At 65.4% G+C, this 26692-nt stretch carries 20 protein-coding genes and 1 pseudogene; 11 read left to right on the top strand and 10 right to left on the bottom strand.

Annotated features, from left to right (window positions below; genetic code table 11):
- Position 1 precedes the first annotated feature (1 nt).
- The gene (gene gyrB / locus AC5FRZ_RS10695; protein ID WP_170094697.1) at positions 2-1927 is read right to left on the bottom strand and encodes a DNA topoisomerase (ATP-hydrolyzing) subunit B; all 1926 of its coding nucleotides are present in this window, start codon (positions 1925-1927) and stop codon (positions 2-4) included.
- Between the two features lie 105 nt (positions 1928-2032).
- Positions 2033-4456, bottom strand: a complete 2424-nt coding sequence (locus AC5FRZ_RS10690) for a methyl-accepting chemotaxis protein (protein ID WP_493564558.1) — start codon at positions 4454-4456, stop codon at positions 2033-2035.
- A 212-nt stretch (positions 4457-4668) separates the two neighbouring features.
- Between AC5FRZ_RS10690 and AC5FRZ_RS10685 the strand changes: the two genes are divergently transcribed.
- Complete coding sequence (locus AC5FRZ_RS10685) at positions 4669-7092, top strand: DNA topoisomerase VI subunit B (protein ID WP_493564557.1); 2424 nt, start codon at positions 4669-4671, stop codon at positions 7090-7092.
- Between the two features lie 3 nt (positions 7093-7095).
- A complete protein-coding gene (locus AC5FRZ_RS10680; RefSeq protein WP_015763675.1) occupies positions 7096-8196 on the top strand; it encodes a DNA topoisomerase IV subunit A in 1101 nt (366 codons plus the stop codon).
- Between the two features lie 464 nt (positions 8197-8660).
- Here the strand turns inward: AC5FRZ_RS10680 and AC5FRZ_RS10675 are convergent, their stop codons facing one another.
- From AC5FRZ_RS10675 to AC5FRZ_RS10650, 6 genes are all read right to left on the bottom strand, one after another.
- Positions 8661-9347: a DJ-1/PfpI family protein gene (locus tag AC5FRZ_RS10675; protein ID WP_493564556.1), complete on the bottom strand. Its 687-nt coding sequence runs from the start codon at positions 9345-9347 to the stop codon at positions 8661-8663.
- 72 nt (positions 9348-9419) lie between these two features.
- Complete coding sequence (locus tag AC5FRZ_RS10670) at positions 9420-10163, bottom strand: MBL fold metallo-hydrolase (protein ID WP_493564555.1); 744 nt, start codon at positions 10161-10163, stop codon at positions 9420-9422.
- Positions 10164-10233: 70 nt separating this feature from the next.
- Positions 10234-11895: an ATP-dependent DNA ligase LigA gene (gene ligA / locus AC5FRZ_RS10665; RefSeq protein ID WP_493564554.1), complete on the bottom strand. Its 1662-nt coding sequence runs from the start codon at positions 11893-11895 to the stop codon at positions 10234-10236.
- 50 nt (positions 11896-11945) lie between these two features.
- Positions 11946-14369: a type II secretion system F family protein gene (locus tag AC5FRZ_RS10660; RefSeq protein ID WP_170094683.1), complete on the bottom strand. Its 2424-nt coding sequence runs from the start codon at positions 14367-14369 to the stop codon at positions 11946-11948.
- A gap of 1 nt (position 14370) precedes the next feature.
- The gene (locus tag AC5FRZ_RS10655) at positions 14371-15999 is read right to left on the bottom strand and encodes a type II/IV secretion system ATPase subunit (RefSeq protein WP_170094681.1); all 1629 of its coding nucleotides are present in this window, start codon (positions 15997-15999) and stop codon (positions 14371-14373) included.
- Positions 16000-16097: 98 nt separating this feature from the next.
- Positions 16098-16682, bottom strand: a complete 585-nt coding sequence (locus AC5FRZ_RS10650; RefSeq protein WP_372480681.1) for a DUF7549 family protein — start codon at positions 16680-16682, stop codon at positions 16098-16100.
- A 61-nt stretch (positions 16683-16743) separates the two neighbouring features.
- On the opposite strand from AC5FRZ_RS10650, the gene AC5FRZ_RS10645 reads away from it, so the two are divergent.
- Positions 16744-17178, top strand: coding sequence for a DUF5793 family protein (locus AC5FRZ_RS10645; protein WP_208626217.1), 435 nt, complete (start codon positions 16744-16746; stop codon positions 17176-17178).
- Here AC5FRZ_RS10645 and AC5FRZ_RS10640 read toward each other — a convergent pair.
- Positions 17175-17933, bottom strand: coding sequence for an NAD-dependent protein deacylase (locus AC5FRZ_RS10640; protein WP_493564553.1), 759 nt, complete (start codon positions 17931-17933; stop codon positions 17175-17177). The two genes, AC5FRZ_RS10645 and AC5FRZ_RS10640, sit on opposite strands and share 4 nt — an antisense overlap.
- A gap of 92 nt (positions 17934-18025) precedes the next feature.
- On the opposite strand from AC5FRZ_RS10640, the gene AC5FRZ_RS10635 reads away from it, so the two are divergent.
- From AC5FRZ_RS10635 to AC5FRZ_RS10615, 5 genes are all read left to right on the top strand, one after another.
- The gene (locus tag AC5FRZ_RS10635; RefSeq protein ID WP_493564552.1) at positions 18026-18304 is read left to right on the top strand and encodes a hypothetical protein; all 279 of its coding nucleotides are present in this window, start codon (positions 18026-18028) and stop codon (positions 18302-18304) included.
- 86 nt (positions 18305-18390) lie between these two features.
- Positions 18391-19539 carry an ADP-forming succinate--CoA ligase subunit beta gene (gene sucC / locus AC5FRZ_RS10630; protein ID WP_170094671.1) on the top strand — a complete coding sequence of 383 codons (1149 nt, stop codon included), beginning with the start codon at positions 18391-18393 and terminating at the stop codon, positions 19537-19539.
- Positions 19536-20405 (top strand): succinate--CoA ligase subunit alpha, encoded by an 870-nt coding sequence (gene sucD / locus AC5FRZ_RS10625; protein WP_493564551.1) that lies wholly within the window; start codon positions 19536-19538, stop codon positions 20403-20405. Before sucC ends, sucD begins: the two co-directional genes overlap by 4 nt.
- Positions 20406-20595: 190 nt before the next feature.
- A complete protein-coding gene (locus tag AC5FRZ_RS10620) occupies positions 20596-20832 on the top strand; it encodes a transcriptional regulator (protein ID WP_153553770.1) in 237 nt (78 codons plus the stop codon).
- A gap of 278 nt (positions 20833-21110) precedes the next feature.
- Positions 21111-22343: an ABC transporter substrate-binding protein gene (locus AC5FRZ_RS10615; RefSeq protein ID WP_493564550.1), complete on the top strand. Its 1233-nt coding sequence runs from the start codon at positions 21111-21113 to the stop codon at positions 22341-22343.
- Between the two features lie 62 nt (positions 22344-22405).
- On the opposite strand, the gene AC5FRZ_RS10610 is transcribed toward AC5FRZ_RS10615, so the two are convergent.
- The gene (locus AC5FRZ_RS10610; protein ID WP_170094667.1) at positions 22406-22807 is read right to left on the bottom strand and encodes an SRPBCC family protein; all 402 of its coding nucleotides are present in this window, start codon (positions 22805-22807) and stop codon (positions 22406-22408) included.
- Between the two features lie 150 nt (positions 22808-22957).
- On the opposite strand from AC5FRZ_RS10610, the pseudogene AC5FRZ_RS10605 reads away from it, so the two are divergent.
- From AC5FRZ_RS10605 to AC5FRZ_RS10595, 3 genes and pseudogenes are all read left to right on the top strand, one after another.
- A pseudogene (locus AC5FRZ_RS10605) lies at positions 22958-23776 on the top strand (ABC transporter ATP-binding protein); the annotation flags it as partial.
- The gene (locus AC5FRZ_RS10600) at positions 23777-25606 is read left to right on the top strand and encodes an ABC transporter permease (RefSeq protein WP_493564549.1); all 1830 of its coding nucleotides are present in this window, start codon (positions 23777-23779) and stop codon (positions 25604-25606) included. It abuts the pseudogene before it with no gap.
- Complete coding sequence (locus AC5FRZ_RS10595; protein ID WP_372480686.1) at positions 25596-26675, top strand: ABC transporter permease; 1080 nt, start codon at positions 25596-25598, stop codon at positions 26673-26675. Before AC5FRZ_RS10600 ends, AC5FRZ_RS10595 begins: the two co-directional genes overlap by 11 nt.
- The last annotated feature ends 17 nt before the right edge of the window (positions 26676-26692 follow it).

The raw sequence follows: 26692 nt of genomic DNA, 5'->3' as shown, positions 1-26692 counted from the left end.
GTTAGATGTCCACCCAGTCGGCTTCCGGCGAGTGTTCCTTGATGAACTCCTTGCGGGGCTCGACCGCGTCGCCCATCAGCACCGAGAACATCTTGTCTGCGGCGGCGGCGTCCTCGATGGTGATCTGCTTGAGGATCCGCTGGTCGGGATCCATCGTCGTGTCCCACAGCTGCTGGGGGTTCATCTCGCCCAGGCCCTTGAACCGCTGGACCTGATCTGGATTGCCGTCACACTTCTCTTCGACGAGCCGATCTCGCTCTGCCTCCGTCATCGCGTCGTAGGTCTCGCCGTTGTACCGGACCCGATAGAGCGGGGGCTGGGCGGCGTAGACGTAGCCAGCTTCCAGCAGCGGCTTCATGTGCCGGTAGAACAGGGTCAACAGGAGCGTCCGAATGTGGGCACCGTCGACGTCGGCGTCGGTCATCATGATGATCCGCTTGTAGCGGATGTCCTCGATGTCGAACTCGTCGCCGATGCCGGTGCCGAGCGCCGTGATGACGTTGCGGATCGAGTCGTTCTCCAGGATGCGGTCGAGGCGGTGTCGCTCGACGTTGAGGATCTTCCCGCGGATCGGGAGGATCGCCTGGAACTCCGGATTGCGTCCCTGTTTGGCCGAGCCGCCGGCAGAGTCGCCCTCGACGACGAACAGCTCCGCGTCGTCGGGATCCCGTGTCTGGCAGTCGGCGAGCTTGCCGGGCAGTGCCGTCGATTCGAGCGCGGACTTGCGCCGGGTCAGCTCCTCGGCTTTCTTCGCGGCCTTGCGGGCCTTCGCGGCCTCGACGGCCTTGCCGACGATGGCCTCCGCCGTGTCGGGGTTCTCCTCGAAGAACGTCCCGAGACCGTCGTGCATCGCCGACTCGACGATCCCCCGGACCTCGCTGTTGCCCAGCTTCGTCTTCGTCTGGCCCTCGAACTGCGGGTCGGGGTGTTTGATGGAGATGACGGCCGTGAGGCCCTCGCGGATGTCTTCGCCCGAGAGGGTGTCGTCGAGGTCGTTCAACAGGCCGTTGCTCGTGGCGTAGTCGTTGACCGTCCGGGTCAGAGCCGTCTTGAACCCGGTCATGTGACTGCCCCCCTCTCGCGTGTTGATGTTGTTGGCGAAGGCGTGGATCGATCCCTGTAGCTCGGCCGTGCCCTGCATGGCGATCTCGACCTGGACCGGCCCGTCCTCGATCTGCTCTTCGTCTTCGAAGTAGATCACGTCGCGGTGGAGGGGCTCTTTGGTCTCGTTGAGATACTGGACGAACTCCTTGATGCCGCCCTCGTAGACGAACGTCTGAGACTCGCCGTCGCGTTCGTCGACCAGCGAGATCTCGACGCCGGAGTTGAGGAAGGCAAGCTCCCGGAGGCGAGACGCCAGCGTCGAGTAGACGAAGTCGGTCGCCTCGAAGATCTCGTCGTCGGGCCAGAAACGGATCTGTGTGCCCGTCTCCTCGTCGGGTTCCATGTCGCGAACCCGTTCGAGCTCGTACTCCGGTTCGCCGTGGTCGAACCGCTGTTTCCAGACGGCACCGTCGCGTTTGACCTCGACTTCGAGCCACTTCGAGAGTGCGTTGACGACGGAGACACCCACCCCGTGGAGCCCACCGGAGACCTGGTAGGACTTGCTGTCGAACTTCCCTCCCGCGTGGAGTACGGTCATGATGACTTCGAGCGCGGGCCGGTCGTGCTTCTCGTGGGTGTCGACCGGGATGCCGCGGCCATCGTCGGAGACAGAGACGGAGTCGTCCTCGTGGATCGTGACGGTGATTTCGTCGCAGTGCCCGGCGAGTGCCTCGTCGATGGAGTTGTCTACGACCTCGTAGACGAGATGATGGAGGCCTCTGGAGTCGGTCGACCCGATGTACATCGCCGGCCGCTTTTGAACGGCCTGTAACCCCTCCAGAACCTGAATCTGTTCCGCACCGTAATCACGGTCCTGTGACATAGAATCTACTGCGTCTAGTCGTGCGGGGGTCTTAAACTTCCCGCACGCGCACGCGAAGCGGTCGCCCCGTCCGGCAGTTCGGTTCGTCCGATCGTTCGAACGGGATCAGGACCCGCCGCTCGACCGGCCGGTCGCTGCCTCGCTCGCCGGTCCGCTGTCGCTGTGGCCGCTGGTGGCGTCTGCCTCGGTCTCGAAGGACTCGACGAGCCCCTTGAGGTCGCTGGCTCGATCCGAGAGCGTCCGGATGTTCTCGGTGACCTCCGTGATCGAGGCGGTCTGCTCCTCCGCGGAGGCCGCGACGTTCTCCGTCTGTGCGCTCGTCTGTTCGCTGATCGAACCGACTTCGTCGACCATCGCGACGACCTCCTCCGTCGACGCCGCCTGTTCCGTCGTCGCGTCGCTGATCGACTGGATGCCGGCGTTGGTCTCCTCGACCTGTTCGACGATCTCGTCGAGGGCCTCGGTGGCCTCCCTGATCGTCTCCTGTCCGGTGTCGACCCGTGCGCCCATCTCGCGCATGTCCACGACGGTCTCGTCGGTCACCGACTGGATCTCGGTGATCATCGAGTCGATGTCGTCGGTCGCAGCCTGGGTCTGGGCCGCGAGCTCTTTGATCTCGTCGGCGACGACGCCGAACCCTTCGCCGGCCTCGCCGGCTCGGCTGGCCTCGATGGAGGCGTTCAGCGCCAGCATGTTCGTCTGGTCGGCGATCTCGTCGATGAGCGTGACGACTTCGCCGATCCGTTCGACCTCGGTGGCGAGGGTCTCGACCTGCTCGATGGTCTCTGTCGCCTTCTGCTCGATCGCTTCGATCTCTTCGGTCGCTTCTCGACCGTACTCGCGCCCCTGTTCGCCGGTCTCGGAGGCGCGTTCGGCCTTCGTCGCGATCTCGTCGGTCGAGGACGTGATCTCCTCGATCGTCGCCGAGAGATCCGTCATCTCGTCTGTCACCTGCTGGATGTTCTCGTTTTGCTGTTCGGCTCCGCTGGAGATCTCCTGGATCGTCTCGGCGACCTGTTCGCTCGCGGTCCGCACTTCGTCCGCGCTCGCGGAGATCTGTTCGCTCGAATCGTCGACGTCGCGTGCGAAGCGCTCGATCTCGACGACGGTCCGCTCCAGCTCCGCGATCATCTCGTTGGACGCCTCTGCGATCTCTCGCATCGCGTCGTTGTCGATGTCCGTGTCGAGTCGCTGGGTCAGGTCGCCCTCTGCGGCTCGGGCCATCACCGCTCCGAACGCCGTCGCTTGCTGTTCGAGGCTGTCTGCCAGGGCCTCGGCGTCCTGTTTGGCGACTTCCGCCTCGCTGCGGGCCGTTTCGAGGTCGTCGATGAACTGCTCTAGGTCGGTCTGCATCGCGTCCAGCGAGTCCCCGAGCCGTCCGGGGACCGGCTCGTCGAGGACGGCAGCGTCGAAGTCCTGGCGCGACAGCGCGTCGGCCTGGTCGGCGACGGTCTGGAGGTACGCCGTGATGTCGCGGAACGCGGTCCGGACCTGTCCGACCTCGTCGATCCGACCGTCGTCGGAGATCTCGATGTCGAGGTCGCCGTCTGCGAGCGCGGTCGCCTGCGAGGACAGCTCCTGCATCGAACGCATCGGCCCCCGTCGCACCATCAGCCCCAGCACGACCAGCCCGACCAACGCCGACCCGATCAGGAGGAAGATGTTCTGCTCGACCTGCTGGCGAACCACCAGTGCCGACGACTTGGGCGCTTTCTTTATGACGACCCAGTTGGAGTCACCGCCGACGGCCGTGTACGCGACCACCGAATCCGAGGTCAGGAGCGTCCCGTTGGGGTTGTTGTCGACGGCGGTCCTGATCTCGTCAGCGTTCGAGCCGCCGTACTGCGCGAGGATGGCGTCCTCGTCGCGATCCAGCAGTACGTCACCGGTGCCCCGACCGATGATCGTCGTCCGGGTTCCGTCGATGGAGCTGCGGAAGCGTTGGGCTCGCTCGCTCATCCGGATCTTCATGATGAGCGCGTACTCCGTCTCCGGCACCGGCGAGATCAAGGCCATCGAGGGGGAGCCGTCCCGATCCTCGTACACCCACGACTGGATGACTGTTTCAGGACCGTCGAACGACAGTTCGTCGTAGCTCGCTTCCTGTGGCCAGACGATCGCCGTCTCGGTCACGCTGGAGCCTTCGAGGTCGGCGTTCGTGCTCGCCTCGATCGTCCGGTCGTCCCGGTCGAGATAGTGGAGCGCCACGACTTCGCTTGGCAGTTGCTCCATCTCGTCGTCGAGTGCGGTGCGTACCTGATCGAGGTCGGTCGTCGCGAGCGCCCGCTGCTTCGAGAGCGTTCTGACGGTGTTTTGCTGGGTGTCGACCCACTGCTTGACGGCGTCGCCCTCCAGCTCTGCGTTCGCCAGGAGGTTCTGGCGTTGCTGATCGCTCACGTCTTCTGAAACCTGTGTTGCGGTGTAGAATCCGATGCTCGCGACGATCAGCAGAATCACCAGTGCGACGAGCCCGAACTTTCGCGTGTAACTCCGACGGACGGACTGTGGGAGCCAGTTCTCGATAGTCATAATAAATCTTTGTTGGGTTCCTTCTAGTTGCCGCGCTACTCTCTGTGGGGAATGCTCGGGTAAAAAGACAACTGGCGAGTTATCAGGACAAATATCCGAGAACGACAGCGTCGATTAATCTCTCTGCCACTCAGTGCCGTCACGCCGCCGTGACCACTTTCACTCCGGTGGCGAACACCTTTTAAGCTGTCCGCTGATACGTACCGCCACGAATGACCTCGTATCAGTCTCGTCTCGGGGAGGGGGAGGGGATCGCCGACGAACTGGCCGAGAGCCAGCGATCCATCTCCATCGCCGAGTTCTTCGAGAAGAACAGGCAGATGCTCGGGTTCGACTCGGGGGCCAAGGCGCTCGTCACGGCCGTCAAGGAGGCCGTCGACAACGCGCTCGACGCCTGTGAGGAGGCCGGGATCACCCCCGACATCTACGTTGAGATCCAGGAAGCGGGGGACTACTACCGGCTCATCGTCGAAGACAACGGCCCCGGCATCACCCGAGAACAGATCCCCAACATCTTCGGGAAGCTGCTCTACGGCTCGCGCTTTCACAAGCGCGAGCAGAACCGGGGACAGCAGGGGATCGGTATCTCGGCGGCCGTCCTCCACTCCCAGAAGACCAGCGGCAAGCCGGCGAAGATCACCAGCCGGACCGAGCAACACGCAGACGCCCAGTACTTCGAGCTGATCGTCGACACGGACGCCAACGAACCCGAGATCAGCGTCGAGGACACGACGACCTGGGAGCGACCCCACGGCACCCGCATCGAACTGGAGATGGAGGCGAACATGCGGGCCCGCCAGCAGCTCCACGACTACATCAAGCACACGGCGGTGGTCAACCCCCACGCCCGCATCGAACTGGTCGAGCCAAAGGAACACCTCAAGTACGAACGGACGACCGACCAGCTCCCGGACGAGACCGAGGAGATCCGTCCCCACCCCCACGGCGTCGAACTCGGCACGCTGTTGAAGATGCTGGAGTCGACGGATTCGTACTCGATCTCGGGGTTCATGCAGGGCGAGTTCACCCGGGTGGGCCAGAAGACCAGCGACGAGGTCATCGCGAACTTCAACGACCGGTACTACGGCCGCGAGATGACGTGGTACGGCCCGGAGCCCCACGACGGCAGCGTTGCCCCGGAGGGGCAACGAGGTGAAGACGGCGAAGCCGTCGGAACGGACGTGGCGCGAGCCGTCCAGCAGGCCGTCTCGAACAAGGGCAAAGACGCCACCGCGGCGTTCGCCGATGCGGTCGCCAGCGCCGTCTCGGAGGCCGGCCGGGTCGCCCACGGTCGCCTCGAAGAGATCGTCGACGGCCACGCCGACCGGATCGAGGACGACTACGAGAAGACCTTCGGCGACACCGTCCGCGAAGCCGCCATCGAGGCGGCGTGGGGCGAGATCACCGCCGATCGAACGCCGGACGTGTACGAACTCGTCGACGAGGTCACGACGACGCGCAAGGACGACGCCGCGGTGCAGGGCATCGCCGAGCGAATCGCGGACAAGTTCGACGACGGCCGCCACCGGCTGACCTACGCCGAGTTTGAGTCCTACGTCGACCGCGCCGCCGACATGACCGAGGAGCGCGACGACACCACGTTCGGCGAGACCGCACGCGAGAAGATCGTCGACGCCCTCTGGGAGGTCGCCGCGCCGGTCTCGGACGATCCCCCCAACGTGAGCGAGATCGCCGACGACCGCGACGTCGCCAGCGACCTGCTGGAGGCGATGCGCGAGACCGACATCATCGCACCGCCGACGGACTGTCTCGCACCGATCACCGCCGAACTCGTCGAGGCGGGGCTGAAAAAGGAGTTCGACGCGGACTTCTTCGCCGCCTCCACTCGGGACGCCTCCGTCCACGGCGGCGACCCGTTCATCGTCGAGGCGGGGATCGCCTACGGCGGCGACATCGAACACGACCAGGCTCAGGTGATGCGCTTTGCCAACCGCGTCCCGCTCGTGTACCAGCGCGGTGCCTGTGCGACGACCGACGTGGTCAAGTCGATCAACTGGCGCAACTACGGCCTCGATCAGCCGGGGGGCAGCGGCATCCCCAACGACGCCGCAGTCGTCATGGTCCACATCGCCTCGACGAACGTCCCCTTCACCAGCGAGTCCAAAGACGCCGTCGCCAACATCCCGGAGATCGAGTCCGAGATCGAACTGGCGATCCGCGAGGCCGCACGGGAGCTAAAGAGCTACCTCAACAAGCGCCGATCGATGCAAAAGCGCCGGAAGAAAGAGAACAAGCTCGCGACGATCCTCCCCGAGATGGCCGAGAAGCTCGCGACGGTCACCGGCAACGAGCAACTGGACATCGACGACTCGATGGCCCGCATCATGAACAACGTCCTCGTCGAGCGCGAGGTCGAGGGCGATACGGTCCGGGTCGTCGTCGAGAACAACGACGACACCAACGCCGACATCGACCTGACGGACATCGTCACGACCGAGCCACGGGCCACGAACGGCGCGAACGTCGTCGAGATGGACGGCGAGTGGTTCGTCAAGTGGCAGACGACCGTCGCTGCCGGCGACGACGCAGTCCTGGAGTATCAGATCGACGGCGACGCCGAGTTCGACATCGCCGTCGACGGCGTCGAAGACGAGAAACTGACCGTGAACGCGTAATCTATGAGTACTGATAGCAACCTCAACGAGGCAGAAGCCCGCGAACAGCTGCTCGACCTCGCGGCGGACTTCTACGACCAGTTCGCCGAGGGCGACGTGCCGACGATGCAGATTCCCACCCGAACGAAGTCCAACATCGAGTACGACGAGGACAAGGACGTGTGGGTCTACGGCGACCGCTCTTCGACCCGGTCGGCGAAGACCGTCTCCGGAGCCCAGAAGCTCCTGAAAGCGACCTACACCATCGACTTCCTCGCACAGCAACTCGAAGAGGACCGCTCTTCGACCCTGCGTGAACTGTACTACCTCTCGGAGTCCTGGGACCTCGACGAGGCCCAGTTCAACACACAGGACGAGTCGAACAACCTCATCGAGGACTTAGAGATCGTCTCGGAGGTCAAACGCGAGGACTTCCACATGCGCCCCGAGGAGTCCGGCGCGAAGGTGATGGGACCGCTGCTGCTGCGCGAGCAGACCAGGCGGGGCGACCGCGAGATCCACTGCCAGGACGACGTGGGCCAGGGCGGCTACCAGATCCCCAACAACCCAGACACCATCGAGTTCCTCGACAACGACGCCGACTTCGTCCTCTGTGTCGAGACCGGTGGGATGCGCGACCGGCTGGTCGAGAACGGGTTCGACGACGAGTACGACTCCATCGTCGTCCACCTGGGCGGCCAGCCCGCCCGTGCGACCCGGCGGCTGACCAAGCGCCTCCACGACGAACTCGACTTGCCCGTCGTGGTCTTCACTGACGGTGACCCCTGGTCGTACCGCATCTACGGCTCGGTCGCTTACGGTTCGATCAAGTCGGCCCACCTCTCGGAGTACCTCGCGACGCCGGAAGCCCAGTTCATCGGCATCCGTCCGGAGGACATCGTCGAGTACGACCTGCCGACGGACCCCCTCTCGGACTCGGACATCAACGCCCTCGAATCGGAGCTGGAGGACCCACGCTTCCAGACGGAGTTCTGGGAGGAGCAGATCGAACTCCAGCTCGACATCGGGAAGAAGTCCGAACAGCAGGCACTGGCCTCGCGGGGACTGGACTTCGTGACGGATACGTATCTGCCTGAACGGCTGACCGAGATGGGCGTCCTCTAACGACCTTTTTCCGCTGCGGGTTCGAGGTGCCCCTCGAACCACTTGCGCAAAAACGTCGATGAAAAAGGCCGAACGCGAGCCACTGGCTCGCGTTCGGAGAACCGGCGACCTTCCGGGTCCTTCGGACCGCTCGGTCGCCGGAGAGTTTTACGAACCTGCTCAGTCGCTCTCTGCATGTGGCCGAAAGAGCCGATTGCTATTCTTGATTCTCTAATACGTCTGTAATCCTCTCAAATTGTAGGGCAATATAATGGGTTGCAACACCTTGGACGCCTGGTCCACCCTGACCGTCCCAACCATGTTCATAAATATCGTACGCCAGACCTTCCGCGTCACTCAAATATTCTTCCGACATGTCATACTATTGTAGGTGAGGCATGTACATGTCTCTCGCTAATATTCCCTCAAGTTATATGCTCTCGCTTTTCGAGCCACAAATCATGATTATATGAATATGCGATTTGCTACTCCTCGATCCCCAGTTCCGCTAGCAGCGTCACCGCAGCGGCGTGTGAGGAAGGCGGTCCTCGTGCGGTGACGAGGTCGCCGTCGACGGTCACCGACGTGTCGGCGTCGAGTTCGGCGTCCCAGACGCCGCCCGCGGCCTCGACCTCGTCTTCGACCCAGTAGGGCAGCTTGCGTCCGTCGGGGAGCAGGTCCTGCTCGTCGACGATCCCCTCCTCCCAGACGTTGGGGAAGCCGGTGACGTTCCGGTCGGCGACGAGCATGTCGCCGTCGGAGTCGCGAGTGAACGCGAGGATGCCGACGGCGTGACAGACGACCAGCGCCGTCCCTGTCTCGCCCTCGACCGCGGTCCGGAGCGCGTCACGGGCGTGTACGTCCTGGGTCACGTCCCACTCGGCACCGTGGCCGCCGGGGAAGACGACAGCGTCGTAGGCCTCGGCATCGGCGTCGGCCAGCGCGATCGGGTCGTTGAGGCGGTCGTCGCTCTCTGCCACGCTCGTGACGCGTTCGGCGGTCTCCTCGCCGACCTCCTCGGGGTCGATCGATCGCTCGTCGACGACCGGCGGGTTCCCGGTCGGCGTCGCGACCGTCACCTCGACGCCCGCCTCGGTGAGCGTCGTGAGCGGCTCGATACACTCCTCGCCCCAGTAGCCTTCTTCGCTGACGATGAACAGTGCAGTAGTCATGCACCCTCTGTAGGGGTGTGTGGTGTAACCTCCTTTCGGGCGCGGCAGCAAAGTGAGCGACCGAAACGAGGTTCAATGGTCCAGTGCGACCGGCACGCCACGGCCCGCAACGTCGACTGCGAAGGCCTCGTCGTCGCCCTCCAGGGACTCGAAGGTGTTGTAGTGGATCGGCACCACGCAGTCCGGTCGCATCTCCGCCGCGAGGTCGGCGGCGGTGTGGCGATCCATCGTGTAGTTCTTCGCGATCGACGGGACGAACACGTCCACGTCGAGTTCCTCGTGGCCGGGCAGTACGTCGGAGTCGCCGGGCCAGAAGACCCGCTGGCCGCCGATCTCGACCAGGAAGCCACAGCCGATTCCCTTCGGGTGGATCGGCGTGCCGTCGTCTTCGACGTTCGGACCGTCTTCCTCGTTGTAGGCCGGGACGGTCCAGATCGGGCAGTCGGCGGCGACGAGTTCGTCTTCCATGCCCACCTCGACGACCTCGAAGTCGAGATCGGCCGGTCGGTCGATGTCGCGGTCGGTCGCGTGGACGTCGATCCCCTCGAAGAGGACGACGGTCGCGTCGTCGCTCGCGACCCGGCGGATGCCGTCCGGATCGTAGTGGTGGATGTGAGTGACCAGCACGACGTCGCCGTCCCGCGCGTCGTAGTCCTGCGTCGGCGGGTGGTTGATCCCCTCGACGTGGGGTTCCCACTCGCCCGTGAGGACGCCGTAGCGTCCGGGATCGAAGTAGATCGTCGTGTCGTCGCTCTCGACCCGCAGGGTCGCGTAGCCGAGCCAGTCCAGCGTGAGCTCCTCGAAGTGGACAGTCATAGATCACGGTTCGGCCGAGCGGCGTATAAATGGCCCGTGACGCGGATGGTCGTTCCTCACAGCCGGCATATCACCCTTGCTGGGCGGCCAGCCGTTCGACCCGTTCGAGCGTGTCGCCGTCCGCGACGGCTTTGTCCGAGCGGACCTCGACGAACCGCGGGAATCGGAGCGCGTACCCCGACTCGTAGGTCGAGGAGGTCTGGATCTCCTCGTAGCCGACCTCGAAGACGACGGCCGGTTCGATCTCGACGCGCTGGCCGGTCTCCCGGGTGACGTGTGGCTCCAGCAGTTCGGTCAGCGTCGCCAGCTGTTCGTCGGTGATGCCGGTCGCGACGTTGCCGACGGGCGCGTAGCCGTCGTCGGTCCGGGCCGACAGCTCGAAGGTCCCCAGATAGGTCGCTCGCCGTCCCTCGCCCCACTCTGCGCCGGTGACGACGAGGTCGAGCGTCTCCACGTCGGGCTTGCGTTTGCGCCAGTGTTTGCCCCGCTTGCCCGGCGAGTACGTCGAGTCTGGATCTTTCAGCATGATCCCCTCGTGGCCGGCGGCCAGCGCCTCGTCGGCGATGTCCTCGATCCGTCCGGTGTCGTCCGCGAGCCAGCACGTCGACCGGATTGCGTCGGCGTCGCCCAGCACCGCGTCGAGCTCGTCTCGTCGGTCGACGAGGGCGGTGTCCAGCAGGTCACGACCGTCGGCGTGGAGGCAGTCGAACGCGTGCAGGCGAACGCCGACGTTCTCGCTGGCACGGGCCACGTCGTGTTTGCGCCGGAAGCGTCGCAGCACCTCCTGGAAGGGGAGCGGATCGCCGTCGCCGTCGACCGCGACGACCTCGCCGTCGAGGATCACCGGACCGTCGACGGCGTCCTCGACGGCCGACACGACCTCCGGCAGCGGCTCGGTCACCTCCTCCATGTTCCGAGAGAACAGCCGGACCGTCTCGCCGTCGTAGTGGACCTGGACCCGAGCGCCGTCGTACTTCCACTCGACCGCTGCGGTCTCCCAGTCTTCGAGGGCCTCGGTCACGGTGCCGGCCTGTGCGAGCATCGCCTTGACCGGCCGGCCGATCGTCAGTTCGAGGTCGGCCAGCCCGTCGGCCCTCTCGTCTCGGGCGACCCGGGCGACGTTCCCGTAGTCGTTGGTGACCTGTAGCGCGCGCTCGACGGCGTCGACCGGCGCGTCGAAGGCCGCCGCGATGGCGTCGCGTACCGTCCCCTCGCCGACGCCGATCCGCATCTCCGAGAGGACGATCCGGGCGAGGTAGCGCGCCTCCTCGTCGCTGGCGCGGTTGAACAGGCCAAAGAGCGTCTCGACTTTCGTGTCGCGGCTGCCCGAACCGCTGGCCGACGCGATGGCTGCGAGTTCGTCCGCCACCTCGGCGACGGTGAGCGGAGACTGCGAGCCAGCGCCGAAGGCAGCAAGTCCCTGCTGGCCGCCCAGGTCGAGGTCGGCGGCGACGGCACCGATCTCGCCCACGTCCGCGACGCGGGCCTCGATGTCGTCGACGGCGACGTTTCGGCCCGCAGCCCGCGCCAGCGCCTCGTAACACAGCTTCGGGCCGATGTCGAGCTTCGTCGCCTCGTAGGCCGGGAACACCCGTCCCTGCACGAGCCGTGTGAGGATCGGGAGGTCGTCACCGGCGTCTGCGAGCAGCCCGGTCACCAGCTCGGTCGTCGCGATGTCGGCGCTCTCGCCCTCGATCTCGGCCGCCGTCGCGGCGAACTCGGCGAACTCCATTACCGGAGGCTACCGACCCGGCGTCGCAAACACCCTTCGATGCGCGTCGGCTACTCGACCGTGACCGGTACGGTGACGAACTCGCCTTGTCCCGGCGCGGGATAGGGCCGGTCTCGCTCGAAGCCGCCGTAGTTCAGCACTCGATCGCCGTCGGTGTCGAGATGCGCCACGACGACCAGCGAGTCCCGCCGCTCAACTGGGCTGTCGAGTTCGATCGTCACGTCCTCGTGGGTGCCGGCGACGAGATACGCCGACTGGCCGACGATCTCGCCGCCGGCTTCGTCCTCGTAGACGACGACGTAGCCGCCGTCGGACAGCGAGGCGGAATCGACCGTGATGCGCTCCTGTCCGGCGGCGGGACTGTCGACGGTCAGCGAGGCCACCGGCGAGGACAGCAGGAGGAACACCACGTAGGCCACACCCAGCATGATCGCGGCGTGTTTGGCCCCGTCTCTGAGCGACCCCTCGCCGAGTTGCCCGCCGACGAAGCCGGTAAACAGCGCCTGGATCAGCGCCGTGTGGAAGAACACGAGCGTGTACGCTGCCTTGTCGACCTGGCCCAGCCGCGCGAACTGATCGACGTTGACGCCCAGTCGCCCCGTGTTCTCGGGGGTCGGAACGCTGGAAGGCAACGCCGGCACGAGCACCTCCTGGACCGACGCGATGATGACCAGGAAGACGAGAAAGGAGATGTAGATGACGACGAGGTAGGTGAGCATCTCCTGGCGGCGCTGGCGGCGCAGCCGGTGGTCAGAGCGAGCCTGATCGGCGGCGATCCGCAGGATCGGCCCCATCTTGCCGCTCGATCGCATGGCGTTGATCAACAGCGTGACCACCCGCGACATCGAGGTCGTCCTGATCCGGCGGCCGAACCTCGTCAGGGCGTCCTCGACGTTGGCACCCATCGTCACGTCCGCCCAGATCCGGTCGACCTCCTCGCTGAGTGCGCCCACGTCCGTCCCGCGGACGCGCTCCAGGCTCTCGACGACCGTCATGCCGGCCTCGTTGAGACTGGCCAGCCGTTCGAGCAACTCCGGCGTGGCAGCCTCGATCCGGCGGATCCGCCGGGTGTACAGCTCCCGCGCGACCGCGAACGTCGCCAGCACGAACAGGAGCGACTGGATCAGGACGTCGTCGAGGACCCGGAGGTTGACCGTCCCCGTCTCGAAGGCCGCCGGTGCCCGGAGCACGATCGCGAGGACGGCGACCGGCACCGTGACGTAGAGCACCCGAGAGGGGTTCCAGAGGAACGTCTCGACCGGCGAGGTGACGAGGCGCTTGACCGTCGCGATCCGGTCGTAGACGGCAAGCTGGCGTCGCTCGATGGAGTCGGCGTAGCCGCCGTCGGTCGCCGTCGACCCGCCCGAGTCGGTCGGTTTGGCGAACGTCGTCGTCGCTCGCCGATCGAGGAGCGAGGTCGTCTTGTTGTTCCCGATGCCCAGGATCGCCAGCCGCTGGCCGAGGTACAGCATGAACCCGGCGTTGGCGAGGGGGATCATCAGGTAGCCGACCATCTGGATGAACACGAGCGTGTCGGTCAGGGTCAGGCCGAACACGAGCAAGATCGTGATGAAAAAGAGCACGGCGGCGACCAGCACCGTCACGTACGCCTCCGCGACCGTCGCGAGGTGTTCGAGGATCTCTTCCTGACGGCGCTCGCTCTCGTCTTTCGTCCGCTCGTACTGCTCTCTGAGGAACGTCGAGAGGCTGCGCCCGCTCTGGAGGACGCTCGCGAGGTTCTCGGCGAACGTCTGGAAGTCCTCGCTGGGCGTTCGACCGGCCATCCCCCTGACGGCGGTGATCATGTCCTGGCCGAACAGGTCCATCTGCCTGACCGCGACCGAGACCTCCTCCGCGCTAGCCCCGTAGATCTCGCGGTTGTCCGAGAGCGTCCGCAACGCCTTCGGGAAGGAGACGCCGCCACGCGAGAGGGCATAGAGGAACGCGAGGGTCCGTCCCTGTCCCTCGTCGATCGCTCGCTGGCGGACCGCGGCCCTGCTTCGGGGAAGCTCCCAGCGCAGCCAGTACGTCAGCCCCGCGGCCGTCACGCCGGTGAGGACACCCCCGCTCAGCAGGATCAGCAGGATCTCACGCTGCGTCAACACGAGTTCGAATCCACGGATCCCCAGCGCGTTGACCATCGTCCGGGGCAATCCCATCATGAGGTCGACGATCCCCGGAATCGCCAGCAGGAGTCCGCCGAACAGGTAGACCCCGGTGATCGCACCGCCCAGCGCCGAAAGCGCCGTGTACAGCAGCGTTCGGGCGGCGTAGGTCCGGTACGTGGACACCACGAACGCCGACTTCAGGAGTCGCTCTCGCTCCTCCGACGCCGGGACGTACCGCCCGAACAGCCGTCGGCTGAACCGCGTCAGCGACGTGTCGAACGTCTCGTCGAGCATCGCGAGCGCGACCACACACAGGATCGCGATGACCACGAAGACGGGGAGCGTCCCCAGTGGATTGAGTTGCATGTCAGGGTGTCGCGTCGAGGTCGACCTGGTCGATCCGCTCCATCACCGTCTCGCTGTCCGCGTAGTACTTGTTGACCATCGCGGTAAAGCGCCGGTAGTCCGTGATCGACTCCGCCTGGAGGTATCGCAGGAACCGCTTTCGATCGTCCATCTCTCGGAGCAACTCCGACTGGCTCCAGCCCCGTTCGCGCCTGATCTCGTCCAGCAGATCGCTGTTGGAGTCCTCGAAGTAGTCCTCGTCGGCCTGCCAGGCGTAGGCGTTTGAGTAGTCGAGTTCGCCGGTCCGCTGGTCGATTCCCTCGATCTCGGCGAGGGTCTTGGCCCGCCGGACGCGTTCCCCGCCCGACCGGCCAAGCACCTGCACACAGAGGATGTCGAGGCTCTGGACCATCGGTCGCGGCACGTTGATCGGCTCGTTTTCCAGCCGGTTGATCACCGTCTGGACCGAGTCGGCGTGCATCGTCGAGAACGTCGTGTGCCCCGTGTTCATCGCCTGAAAGAGGGTGATCGCCTCTTCGCCGCGGACCTCGCCGACGATGATGTACTCCGGCCGGTGGCGCAGCGCCGACCGCAGCAGGTCGTACATCGTGATGTCGGACTCGTCGAGTCGCTCCCTGGTCACCGACGAGAGCCAGTTGTCGTGGTACAGCGACAGCTCGCGGGTGTCCTCGATGGTCAACACCTTCGACCGGGGCGGAATGAACATCGAGACGGCGTTCATCGAGGTCGTCTTGCCCGCCGCCGTCCCCCCGGCGAAGATCAGGGACTTGTTGGACTCGATGGCCAGCCAGAGGTAGGCCAGCATCTCGACTGAAAAGGTCCCGTAGTTCAGCAGGTCGATCGGCGTGAAGGGCTCGTCGGCGTACTTCCGGATGGTGAACGCGGAGCCGCGGGGCGTGACCTCCTCGCCGAGTGCCAGCTCGATCCGCGAGCCGTCCGGCAGCGTCGTCGAGACGACGGGATCGGAGACGGAGACGTGTCGGCCCGACCGCTGTGCGAGCTGGATCACGAAGTCGTTCAGCTCGCCCTCCTCGTAGACGACGCTGGTCTCGATGTCGGTGTACGCGTCGTGGTACGCGAAGATCGGCAGGCCGGCCCCGTCACAGGAGATGTCCTCGATGTCGGGATCGTGCATCAGCGGGTCGATCCGGCCGTAGCCCAGGAAGGACCGATAGAGGTAGTACAGCAGCCGGTAGAACGTCTCGGGCTCGACGACGACGCCGTACTCCTCGATCCGGTCCCGCAGCGCCGCGGCCAGCGCCGCCTCGGGGTCGTCGCTCACGTCCTCGCGGTAGATGAGCGGACCGCGGATGTCCTCGAAGAGCCGATCGAGCAGATCGCGCTCGAACTCGTCGAGCGAGGGTTCGACGACCTGGTAGAACTGTTCGTCGGCCTCGGGATCGTGGTTGATCGAGGCGAAGGCGAAGGGCGCGTTGAGCCAGTAGCGGTCGATCTCGTCGTACTGCTCGGGCACCGTGTACTCGACCAGTTTGCCGTGGCGCTGTGGATCGTAGTTCGTCGACGGGACGGCCGCGCCGCTGAGCATGCGAGCCGTCCGCGAGAGCCAGTCGCGCACGCCCGACAGCGGCGTCGAACTCGATCCGTCGTGCTCTATCTCGTCGCCTGCCATCGCTCGATACCGTGTGGAATCGTCTCACGATACTTCGCCGACGTACTTAAATGAGCCCCTCCAAGTATTGCGAATTGAAATTCCGTGGGCCGGCGGCGTCACTCCTCGCCGACGCCCTCGTCGTCGGTCCGGTCGACCGTCAGCAGGAGGGTGCCGAACACGAGCGTCAGCACGGTGCCGACCGGGATCGTGATCGGCTGGCGGTCCCAGAACAGGAGCGTCGCGGCGGCCAGCCCCACGCCCAACAGTGCCAGCAGCGCGCCCTGAAGCCGGACCGGGTCGACCGGCATCGCGGCCTCGTGGGCGTCCTCGTCGACGTAGTAGGCGACACTCAACGCCAGCGGAACGAGCGAGAGGACTGCGGCCCCGACCCACACCCAGCTCGCCGTCGTCAGAGTCTGGTTGAACGCCGGTGCCTCGACCACCCAGAGGAACGGCCGCTCTTGCTCGCCGAAGGAGATGCCGAAGATGTACTGCAGCCGAAAGTAGAGGAACCGGATGACGACGACGGTCACCTGTCGACCGCCGACCTCGATCGGCAGGACCGCCCCCGACCACGGCAACAGCGCCACGAGCCACGTCGACAGGACCGCGAGCTCCGGCGCGTACTCGGACTTGACCCAGGCCATGCCCGTCACCGCGTCCCACTGTGGATTATAGCTGTCGGCTCCGTCCGAGCCCATGTGTCGTGGTACCAATCGCCGTTACGTTCTTTGCCAAGCGTTCCCTACTGTCGGGTACGAGATGCGGCGTGACTACTTCGACATCGACGTGAGCGGGACCGAGGAGTCGTCGACCGACGATCCGGTGATCGCGATCGCGTTTGACGGTCCCGACGAACTCCTGTCGGATCGACTCACCAGCGACGGTGGCACACTCGACGCGGGCGAACTGGACGTGACCTATCGCACCCGAGCCGACGGCAGCGAGGCGGCTGGCGTCCTCTCGATCGCGAACCGCCACAACGGCGAGTACGTCCTCGAAGCGAACGTCGCCCCGAGCGTCGTCGAGTCGGTCGTCGCCGCCGCCAGCGACGGCGAGGACACCAGATACCGACTCCGGCTCACGGACGGCGACGGGAAGTCGACAGTCTACACGAAGGAGATCCTGCTCGTCTACGACGAGAGCGGCAGTCTCAGCCGCGGGCGGAGCCTCATTCCCGGCGGCGTCGAACTCTAGACGCGCCGTTCGATCGCCGGCAGTATCGTCGTCACGTCCGCTCTGACGACGACCGCGGCCGCGTCGTCTTTCTCCGTCGGATCGAGGTTCACGATACCGACCGTCGCGCCCGACCGCGCCGCCCTACCGGGGAGTCCTGCGGCGGGATCGACGGTCAGCGACGAGCCGGCGACCAGCAACCAGTCCGCCCGGTGGGCCAGCCGGTTCGCCCGCTCGATCGCTTCGCCCGGTAGCGATTCGCCGAACAGCACCACGTCGGGCCGCAAGACACCGCCACACTCACACCGTGGCGGCCGCTCTCCTCCGGCCGCCCGCTCGAAGACCGGATCGGCGGCCGTCCGCCGCCCACAGTCGTCACAGACGACCCGCTCGTTGGTCCCGTGGAGTTCGATCAGATCCTCGGTACCGGCCTCTCTGTGGAGGCCGTCGACGTTCTGGGTGACGACGGCGTCGACGTGTCCCTCTGCTTCCAGCGTCGCGATGGCCTCGTGCGCGGCGTTGGGCGCGACCGATCCGCCGCCGGTGAGTCGCTCCCTGAGTTCGAGACGGTCGGCCCAGAATCCCGCCGGGTCCGCGTCCAGCCGTCGGCGGTGAAACGCCTTCGGATCGAACTCCGACCAGAGGCCGTCCTCGCCGCGGAAGGCGGGGATGCCGGAGGCGGTACTCACGCCAGCGCCGGTGAGGACGACGGCCGTGTCGCTCTCGCGCAGGGACGCCACGAGGTCGGCGACCTTCGATTCGATGGCCTGATCCATACCGGCGTTTCGTGGCCGGTGGGGCTAAATTCGGCGATTCCGCCGGCAAATCGCACGGTCGAGTTAACTGTCTCCAGTCCTCAGGAGGAGCCATGTGCTTCGCAGCGCTCCTGAACGGCGACGCGACGGATCGCTCGGTCGTGGAGATAGTTCGGGACGAACTCCCCCGCTCGCTGGGGAACGGCACCGTCGCGGCGTTGCTGGTGATTGCCGTGTCCGTTCTCGAAGGTGCGTCGCTGACGGTGACTGCGGGGCTGGCCCTCGGCGCTGTCGCGCTCGGTGCCGTCCTGCATCAGTCTGTGTTGCTCGGCGGCGTGGCACTGCTCCGGGGCCGTGAGCGACTGGACGGGCCGTCGTCGGTCGACGGTTGATCGGGCCGCTCGCGCGTGCCGGCAACAGCCTCCGGCAGGGGAAAAAGATGGGATTTAAGCGGGCGCGAGACGCCCCTACGTATGACATGAAATTGCACGAGTACCAGGCGAAGCAGGTCTTCGCCGACGCGGGGGTTCCGACGCCCGCATCGACGCTGGCGACGACCGTCGACGACGCGGTCGACGCCGCCGAAGAGATCGGCTATCCGGTCGCGATCAAGGCACAGGTGCAGGTGGGCGGCCGCGGCAAGGCCGGCGGGATCAAGCTCGCTGAGAACGCCGAGCAGGCCCGTCAGTACGCCGACGAGATTCTCGGTATGGACCTCAAGGGCCTCCACGTCGACCGCGTTCTCGTCGAGGAAGCCGTCGACTTCGTCAACGAACTGTACGTCGGCGTGACGATGGACCGCGGCGAGGGCGAACCCGTCGCGATGGTCTCGACACGCGGCGGCGTCAACATCGAGGAGGTCGCCGAAGAAGAGCCCGAGGCGATCGCGCGCGAGCACATCGACCCGGCCTTCGGCATGCACCACTACCAGGCCCGGAAGGTCGTCTACGACGCCGGTGTCGACCGCGAGGTCGCCAACGACGTTGCCGGCGTCCTCAAGACGCTGTACGACCTCTGGGAGGACAAGGACGGCTCCGACGCCGAGATCAACCCGCTGATGGTCACGGCCGACGACGAGGTCATCGCGGCCGACGCCGTGATGAACGTCGACGACGACGCCCTGTTCCGTCACCCCGACCTGGAGGAGATGGAAGACGAGGCCGACGCCGGCGACGAACTCGAACAGAAGGCCGACGAGTACGGCTTCGACTACGTCCGCCTGTCGGGCAACGTCGGCATCATCGGCAACGGTGCCGGCCTCGTGATGACGACGCTGGACCTCGTCGACCACTTCGGCGGCGAGCCGGCCAACTTCCTCGACGTGGGCGGCGGTGCGAAGGCCCAGCGGATCGCCAACGCGCTCGACATGGTGTTCTCCGACGACAACGTCGACTCCGTCGTGTTCAACATCTTCGGGGGCATCACCCGCGGCGACGAGGTCGCCAAGGGGATCAACCAGGCGCTCGAACAGTTCGACGAGATTCCAAAGCCCGTCGTCGTCCGACTCGCGGGCACCAACGCGGAGGAAGGCATGGAGATTCTCAACGAAGACCTCGTGACCGTACGACAGACGCTGGAGGACGCCGTCGAACAGGCAGTCATCTACGCCGAGGAGGTGGAAGCATGAGTGTATTAGTCGACGAGAACACCCGTGTCGTCGTTCAGGGGATCACTGGCGGCGAAGGGAAGTTCCACACCGAGCAGATGATCGAGTACGGCACCAACGTCGTCGCCGGTGCCGTTCCCGGCCGTGGCGGCCAAGAGGTCGCTGGCGTGCCGGTCTACGACACCGTCGACCGCGCCGCACGCGAAGAGAACGCCAACACCGCCGTCGTGTTCGTCCCGCCGGCCTTCGCCGGTGACGCCCTGTTCGAGGCACTCGACGCACCAGTCGACCTCGTCGTCGCCATCACCGAGGGCATTCCGACCCAGGACATGTCCCGCGTCAAGCGCAAACAGGACGAGACCGACACCCACCTCGTCGGTCCGAACTGTCCGGGCGTCATCACGCCGGGCGTCGCGAAACTCGGCATTCTGCCGGGCAACATTTTCTCCTCGGGCGACGTGGGTCTGGTCTCTCGGTCCGGGACGCTGACCTACCAGGTCGTCGACAACCTCACCAACCGCGACATCGGCCAGTCGACCGCCATCGGTATCGGCGGCGACCCGATCATCGGGACGAGCTTCATCGACGCGCTGGAACTGTTCGAAGCCGACCCCGACACGAAGGCCGTCGTCATGTGCGGCGAGATCGGCGGCGAGGACGAAGAGCAGGCCGCCCGCTACATCGGCGAGCACATGGACACGCCCGTCGCCGGCTTCATCGCCGGCCGCACCGCCCCGCCGGGCAAGCGCATGGGCCACGCCGGTGCCATCGTCTCCGGCAGCGGGACCGGCACCGCCGAGTCCAAGATCGACGCCCTGGAGAGCAACGGCGTACCGGTCGGTGACACGCCCGAGGAAGTCGTCGACCACGTCGAAGACATCCTGTAGCGGGCCAGACAGCAGCCCGCGAACCGGCGATCGGGTACACCTTCACGATCTTTTACTTTCGACGGCTCACGCCGACACTCGCTGGATAGCCGTCCAGCGATTTTACCGATAATACTCGGTTTCCGGGTCGGAGACCCCCTGACGTGAACGTTCCGATGTAGTTATAGTGGGTGAGCGGGAACGCTCAACTATGCCACATATCTGCCGGGAGTGCAAGCGCACCTTCGACACCGAACTCGAGCTGGAACTCCACCGAGACACCTGCAGTGCCGGCGAGTTGTTCTGTGACGAGTGCGGGGAACGGTTCTCCGAGCGGGCGGGCACAGAGGACGGCTGGCACTATCGATGCCCGAACGACGACTGCGACGGCGAAGGGATCGACGACGCGATCCACCGGGTATCGAAGGCCCGCGTCCAGACGCCCTGAGACGGGTTCTCGTCGCCGTTCGCCCGGACAACCACACGACAGCGTGGCCTCGATCCGCTAAAGAGCCACGGCTATATCGAAGTCCTATGTTCTCGACACCTTTCGTGCCAGAATACTCGTGATGCAGGTGTGGGGACTGCTCGTTAGAGAAAGCACCAGTTTCGATGGACAATTATCCGAGTACGCTGCATACACAGCGCGAGTCGGTCATGGCGTGAATTGCTTGTAGCCGTCTGAAGACCGAAACAGTCATAATATTTTAGGCTCGCCTAAAATACATGTCCGAAGATGACCACGGACACGAAGTACCGACGCGCAGAGACTACATGAAGTACAGCGGGGTGATCGTGGGTGGCGGACTGCTTGCTGGGTGTGCGGGTCAATCTGATTCCGGATTGACCTCAATATCGACGAGCACCGAGACTGTGACGCACACTGATGACGAGAGGGAAACCGAGACGGACACTTCCTACGAGGCCTGTATCGAGCCTGCCGGCTGCATCACCTTCGAGGAAGTGCCGGAGACCTACATCGTCAACAACGGTGAGTGGGCCGACATGGCATTCGCACTCGGCCAACGCGACGGGTTCCTGACCTCGGCGTACATGATTCCCGGATTTCTCTTCGAGCCGTTCGGACTCGATGTCCCGCCGCTCTCGGAGACGGAATCGCTGTCACAGACGAATTGGGACAAGGAGATTTTCTACGAGCAGGATCCCGACGTGATTCTGATGGATCAGAACTACATGCACAGTACTGGCTGGGACAACTCGTGGGATGAGGCAGATACCGACGAGATCCGCGAGAACGTTGCCCCTTTCTTCGGGAACAACATCCTGCGTCGACGGGAGTGGCACGACTACAAACTTTACTCGATGTACGAGGCATTAGAACGGCTCGCAGAGCTGTTCCAGGAGCGCGAGCGGTACGAGGCGCTCGCTGAGATTCACGCCACCATGCAGGATGAGATTCAATCTCGGCTCCCGCCCGCTGACGAACGGCCAGAGATCGCACTCATTAACAGCGCGTCGAACCCGAACGAAGGGACGTTTTATCCGATGCGGACACAGGAAGAAGGCGTCGAGCTCAAGCCGTATCGAGATCTCGACATCAAGAGTGCGTTCACAACAGACCACATTGAGGCAGGGACTATCGATTACGAAACACTGCTTGAAGTCGACCCCAAGATGATCGTTGTTCACTGGGGAATCGGCACGACGGGGAATCAAAACACGTTCTCCCAGAAAGCGTTCCGCGAGCAGTTCGTGACACCGTTCGAAGAAGACTCTATCGGGAGCCAGCTTACCGCTGTCCAGGAAGGAAATGTCTATCCGGGTGCGTTCGGTTCGCAGGGACCACTGGTAAATCTGCTCCAGACCGAGATGGTCGCCCAGCAGCTCTATTCCGAGGAGTTTGGCGTATTCGAAGCCGAGAAATTCCCCAAAGTCCCTGAAGAGAAACAGCTCTTCGACCGCCAGCGCGTCCGCGACATCATCAACGGCGACTTCTAGCCGGGAACTCGCGCCCCTCTCTTTTTGCTCTACTGAGTCCGGCCGACGCCGGGCTCGATCGGTCAGTCCCGCAGGAGCGCCTCGATCCGGCCCAGCGCACGCTGGCACACGGGCGCGTAGCCCGCCGCGAGCAGTGGAATCTCGAAGACGACCCGGCAGCGGTCCGCGCGGACGTGCTCGACGCGGTGGCCGGTCGCGGGGATCTTCGCGACCCGCCACGTCCACCGGTAGTCCCGGCAGCTCGTGATTTCGAACGGAACCGTCCCGACCGGCGTCGTCACCCGACCGGTCGTTCCCCGTTCGACGATCCGCTCGCTCGACTCGACCGCCCGCACCGACGGTCCCCAGTCGGGCCACTGGTTCGTGTCCGTGAGAACGTCCCAGGCGGCGTCGCGGGTCGCCGGAATCACCCGGCTCACACAGAGGCGACGCCCGTCTGGAGTCCGATCGACGTTCAGCGCCACGGCTGTAGTTCGTTCTCACTGCTAATAAACGGGGGGCAACTATAGGGGAGTTCGGTCACAAGCGTCGGGCAGATGATCGAAGCTCGGGACCTTCGCAAGGAGTACGGTGACTTCGTCGCCGTCGAGGGGAGCACGTTCTCCGTCGACCAGGGCGAGGTGTTCGGCGTCATCGGCCCGAACGGTGCGGGCAAGACGACGACGCTGAAGATGCTCTCTGGACTGCTCGAACCGACCAGCGGCGACGTGTCCGTCGCCGGCTACGACGTGACCGACACCGAGATGCGCCAGCAGCTCGGCTTCCTCCCCGAGGAATCGCCCCTCTACGAGGAGATGACGCCGCTGTCGTACCTACGATTCTTCGCGGACCTGTACGACGTGCCGACGGACGTGGCGACCGAACGGATGCACGACACGCTGGACGAACTCGAACTCGAACACCGCGAGCGCAAGCTGGGCGACATGTCCAAGGGGATGAAGCGGAAGGTCGCCATCGCCAGATCGCTCATCAACGACCCGGACGTGCTGGTCTACGACGAACCCGCCAGCGGACTCGACCCGCTGACGACGAACTACGTCATCCAGTTCACCGAGCAACTGGCTCGGGAGGGCAAGACCATCGTCTTCTCGGCGCACAATCTCTATCACGTCGAGACGATCTGTGACCGCGTGGCGATCATGAACGAGGGCCAGATCGTCGCTCGCGGCGATCTGGAAGCCCTCCAGGACGAGTACGGCGACCGGGAGTACCACGTCTACGCGACCGTCGAGGTGCCCGGCGCGGTCGCGGAGAACGGCAACTGGCGGCGCGTCGTCGAGACGATGGACGGCGTCGAGGACGTACGGGCGGCCGCCGCCGAACGCGGCGGCGAGGTCATCGACATCAGGACCGAGGAGTCGAGTCTCGAAGAGGTGTTCCTCAACGTCGCCGAGAGCGAGACGCCCGGGACCCGCTACGTCGAGGAGGCCTAGATGAATCCGCGGAAGCTACTGCGGATCGCCAAGTGGGAGGTGACCAAGAACGCCGGGGGCGTCGACAAGCGGACCGTCGCCATCATGGCCGTCTCGGTCGTGGCGATGGTGCTGGTCGCCGGGCTCGCAGCCAGCAGCGGGGCCAGCGGACTCGACAGCGGGCTCTACCGGATCGGCGTCGACGAGTCGAGTTCCTACTACGCCCCGGCCAGCGACGACGCGGCGTTCGTCGTCCAGGAGCCAGACCCCGCGGCGGTCGAACGCGGCGACCAGGAACTGCTCTTCGTCGGGACACAGCTGGCGAGCAGTCCGGAAGACCCCAAAGAGCGGGCGGCGCTCGGTGAGTTCCGCACGAGCGTCGACCGGTACAACAGCCGTCAGATGGCCCGCGACGACAACCGGACCGCAGCAGCGCCCGTCTCGGTGACGCTGGTCTACCTCGAACAGTCCGGCGTCTCTGAGACGATCGCGTCCGACAGCGGCTCGGGCGATGGCGGCGACGGCGACGGTGACGGTAGCAGTGCCGGCGGGTCGAGCGGCGGGAGCGGCGGCGACGGCGGCAGTGCCAGCGGCTCGACCGACAGCGATGCCGGGGGGCTGGCCGGGCTCGGCGCGGGACTGACGGGCGGGTCGACCACCGGCTCTCCCTCGGACATTCAGCCGCCTTTCCCCTTCGAGTCGCTCGTGCTTGCCTTCCTGTTTATCGTCCCGATGAACTTCGTCATCCAGGCCTACGGCTCGACGATGCTCTCCGAGCGGCTCAACCGCCGGGGGGAACTGCTGCTGGTCTCTCCGGTCAGCCGGTTCGACATCGTCGCTGGGAAGACGCTACCGTACTTCCTCGGTGCCATGGGCGTCGTGACGCTCATCACGCTCGGTCTGCGATTCGCCGGGCTCACTGCGGGCGGCGGGCCGATCGCGGTCCTCGCGATGCTCCCGATCGCACTGCTCTTCCTCTCGGCGACGTTCTGTGGCGCGATGTTCGCGCGGTCGTTCAAGGAACTGACCTTCGTCACGGTGACCGTGACGGTCTCGCTGACCAGTTACGCCTTCGTGCCGGCGATCTTCACGGACGTGACGCCGATCGCACTGATCTCGCCGCTGACGGTCGTGGTCCGCGATCTCCAGGCCCAGACTGTGACGGCGAGTAACTTCGCGTTCTCGACGATTCCGCCCACGCTGACGGCCGTCGTCCTGTTCGGACTGGGGGCCGGGCTCTACCGGGAAGAGGACATGTTCACCCAGCGAGCGATCCCGCTGAAGGTGCTCGACGCGCTGTCGGGGCGGATCAAGTCGAAGTGGAGCGCACTGAAGCTCTCCGTGTTGCTGATCCCGCTCGTGTTAGTCGCTGAACTGGTGGCGATCGCACTGATCTTCCCGCTGCAGGGGCTGTCGGCGGCACTGACGATCCCTCTGATCCTCGGTGCGGTCGTCCTCATCGAAGAAGTCGCGAAGAGTCTGCACCTCTACGCCGGCTACACCAGCGGTCGGTACGACCGGTCGCTCCGGACCGGGGTGATCGTCGGCACACTCAGTGGCGTGGGGTTCTTCCTGGCAGAGAAGGTGACGCTCGTGGCGCAACTGGTCAATCCGGGACTCCGCGAGATCCAGACCAGCCAGGTCGGGCTGGAACTGCTGCCGTCCGGCGTGCCGCTCTGGGTCACCGTCCCCGTCCTCTTGCTCTTGCCGCTCCTCTTGCACGCCGTCACCGCGACGGTCTCCTCGCTCGGGGCGCGGCGCTCTCGGCGGTCGTACCTGCTGGCCCTGGGAGCCGCGATGGTGATTCACTTCGCCTACAACTACACGGTGGTGATCGCCCTTGGCCAGTGATCGCTCGCTGGACCCACGGCTCGTGATCGCCCGCCGGGACCTGGCGTCGCTCGGGCGCGAGAAGACGATCGTGCTCGCGATTCTGATTCAGCTGTTCGTGGCAGCGTTCTCGTCGTTCCTCGTGGTCGGGCTCACGTCGCTGTACGACCCCGGTTCGGTCGAGTCGGGCGGCATCGAGATGGCCGTCACCGGCGACGCCCAGCAAGAGCTGTTCGAGGCCGTCGCGGAGACCGACGGCGTCCAGCCGGTCGCGTTCGACACGACCGACGACGCCCAGCAGGCGTTCAACGTCGGGCGCGTCGACGCGGTGTTGACGGGAACGTACGCGTCACCCGACAGTGACGGCCAGGTAATCGAGGTGACGGCGATCGCGCCCGACAGCAGCATCCGGACGACGTTGATCGTCGTCCAACTGCGCGAGGTGCTGAAGACCCTGGAGCGCAACGAACGGTTCGAGCGCGCCGAATCGCTCGATGCGCCGCCCCTCGAACTCCCGCCGGAGGCGAACGCCAGCCCGTACTTCAGCTTCACCTACACCGTCTTGATCCCGCTCTTGCTGTTCTTGCCGCCGTTCATCAGCGGCTCGGTCGCCGTCGACACCATCACCGAGGAGATCGAACGCGGCACGCTCGAACTGCTGCGGGTCGCGCCGGTCAGCCTGGTCGACGTGGTCGACGGCAAGTCCCTGGCGATGATCGCGCTGGCACCGGCACAGGCGGCGCTGTGGATCGGCCTGCTGTCGGTCAACGGGATCGCAGTGTCGAATCCGCTGGCGCTGTTGGTGTTCGTCGCTGCGACGGCGGCGATCGTCGTCGTCTTCGGCGTCGTGCTGGGGCTGCAACTCGGTCGCCGACGGCCCGCACAACTCCTGTACTCGGTCCTGACGCTGGTGGTCTTCGGCGCGGCGATCCTCCTGCCGGAACACCCATCGACGACGGCGGCCAAGCTCGCGGTCGACAGCCCGTCGCTCGTGACCTACGGCCACGTCGCCGGCTACGTCGTCGCCGCCGTGGTGCTGTTCGTGGTCGCGCGCCGGTACGTCGCCCGCGTCGAGCCCGAGTCGCTGTAGTCGACCGTCGCCGACGT

Source organism: Halomicrobium sp. HArcht1-1 (assembly GCF_058933285.1).
This window is presented reverse-complemented; position numbering and strand designations above follow the sequence as displayed.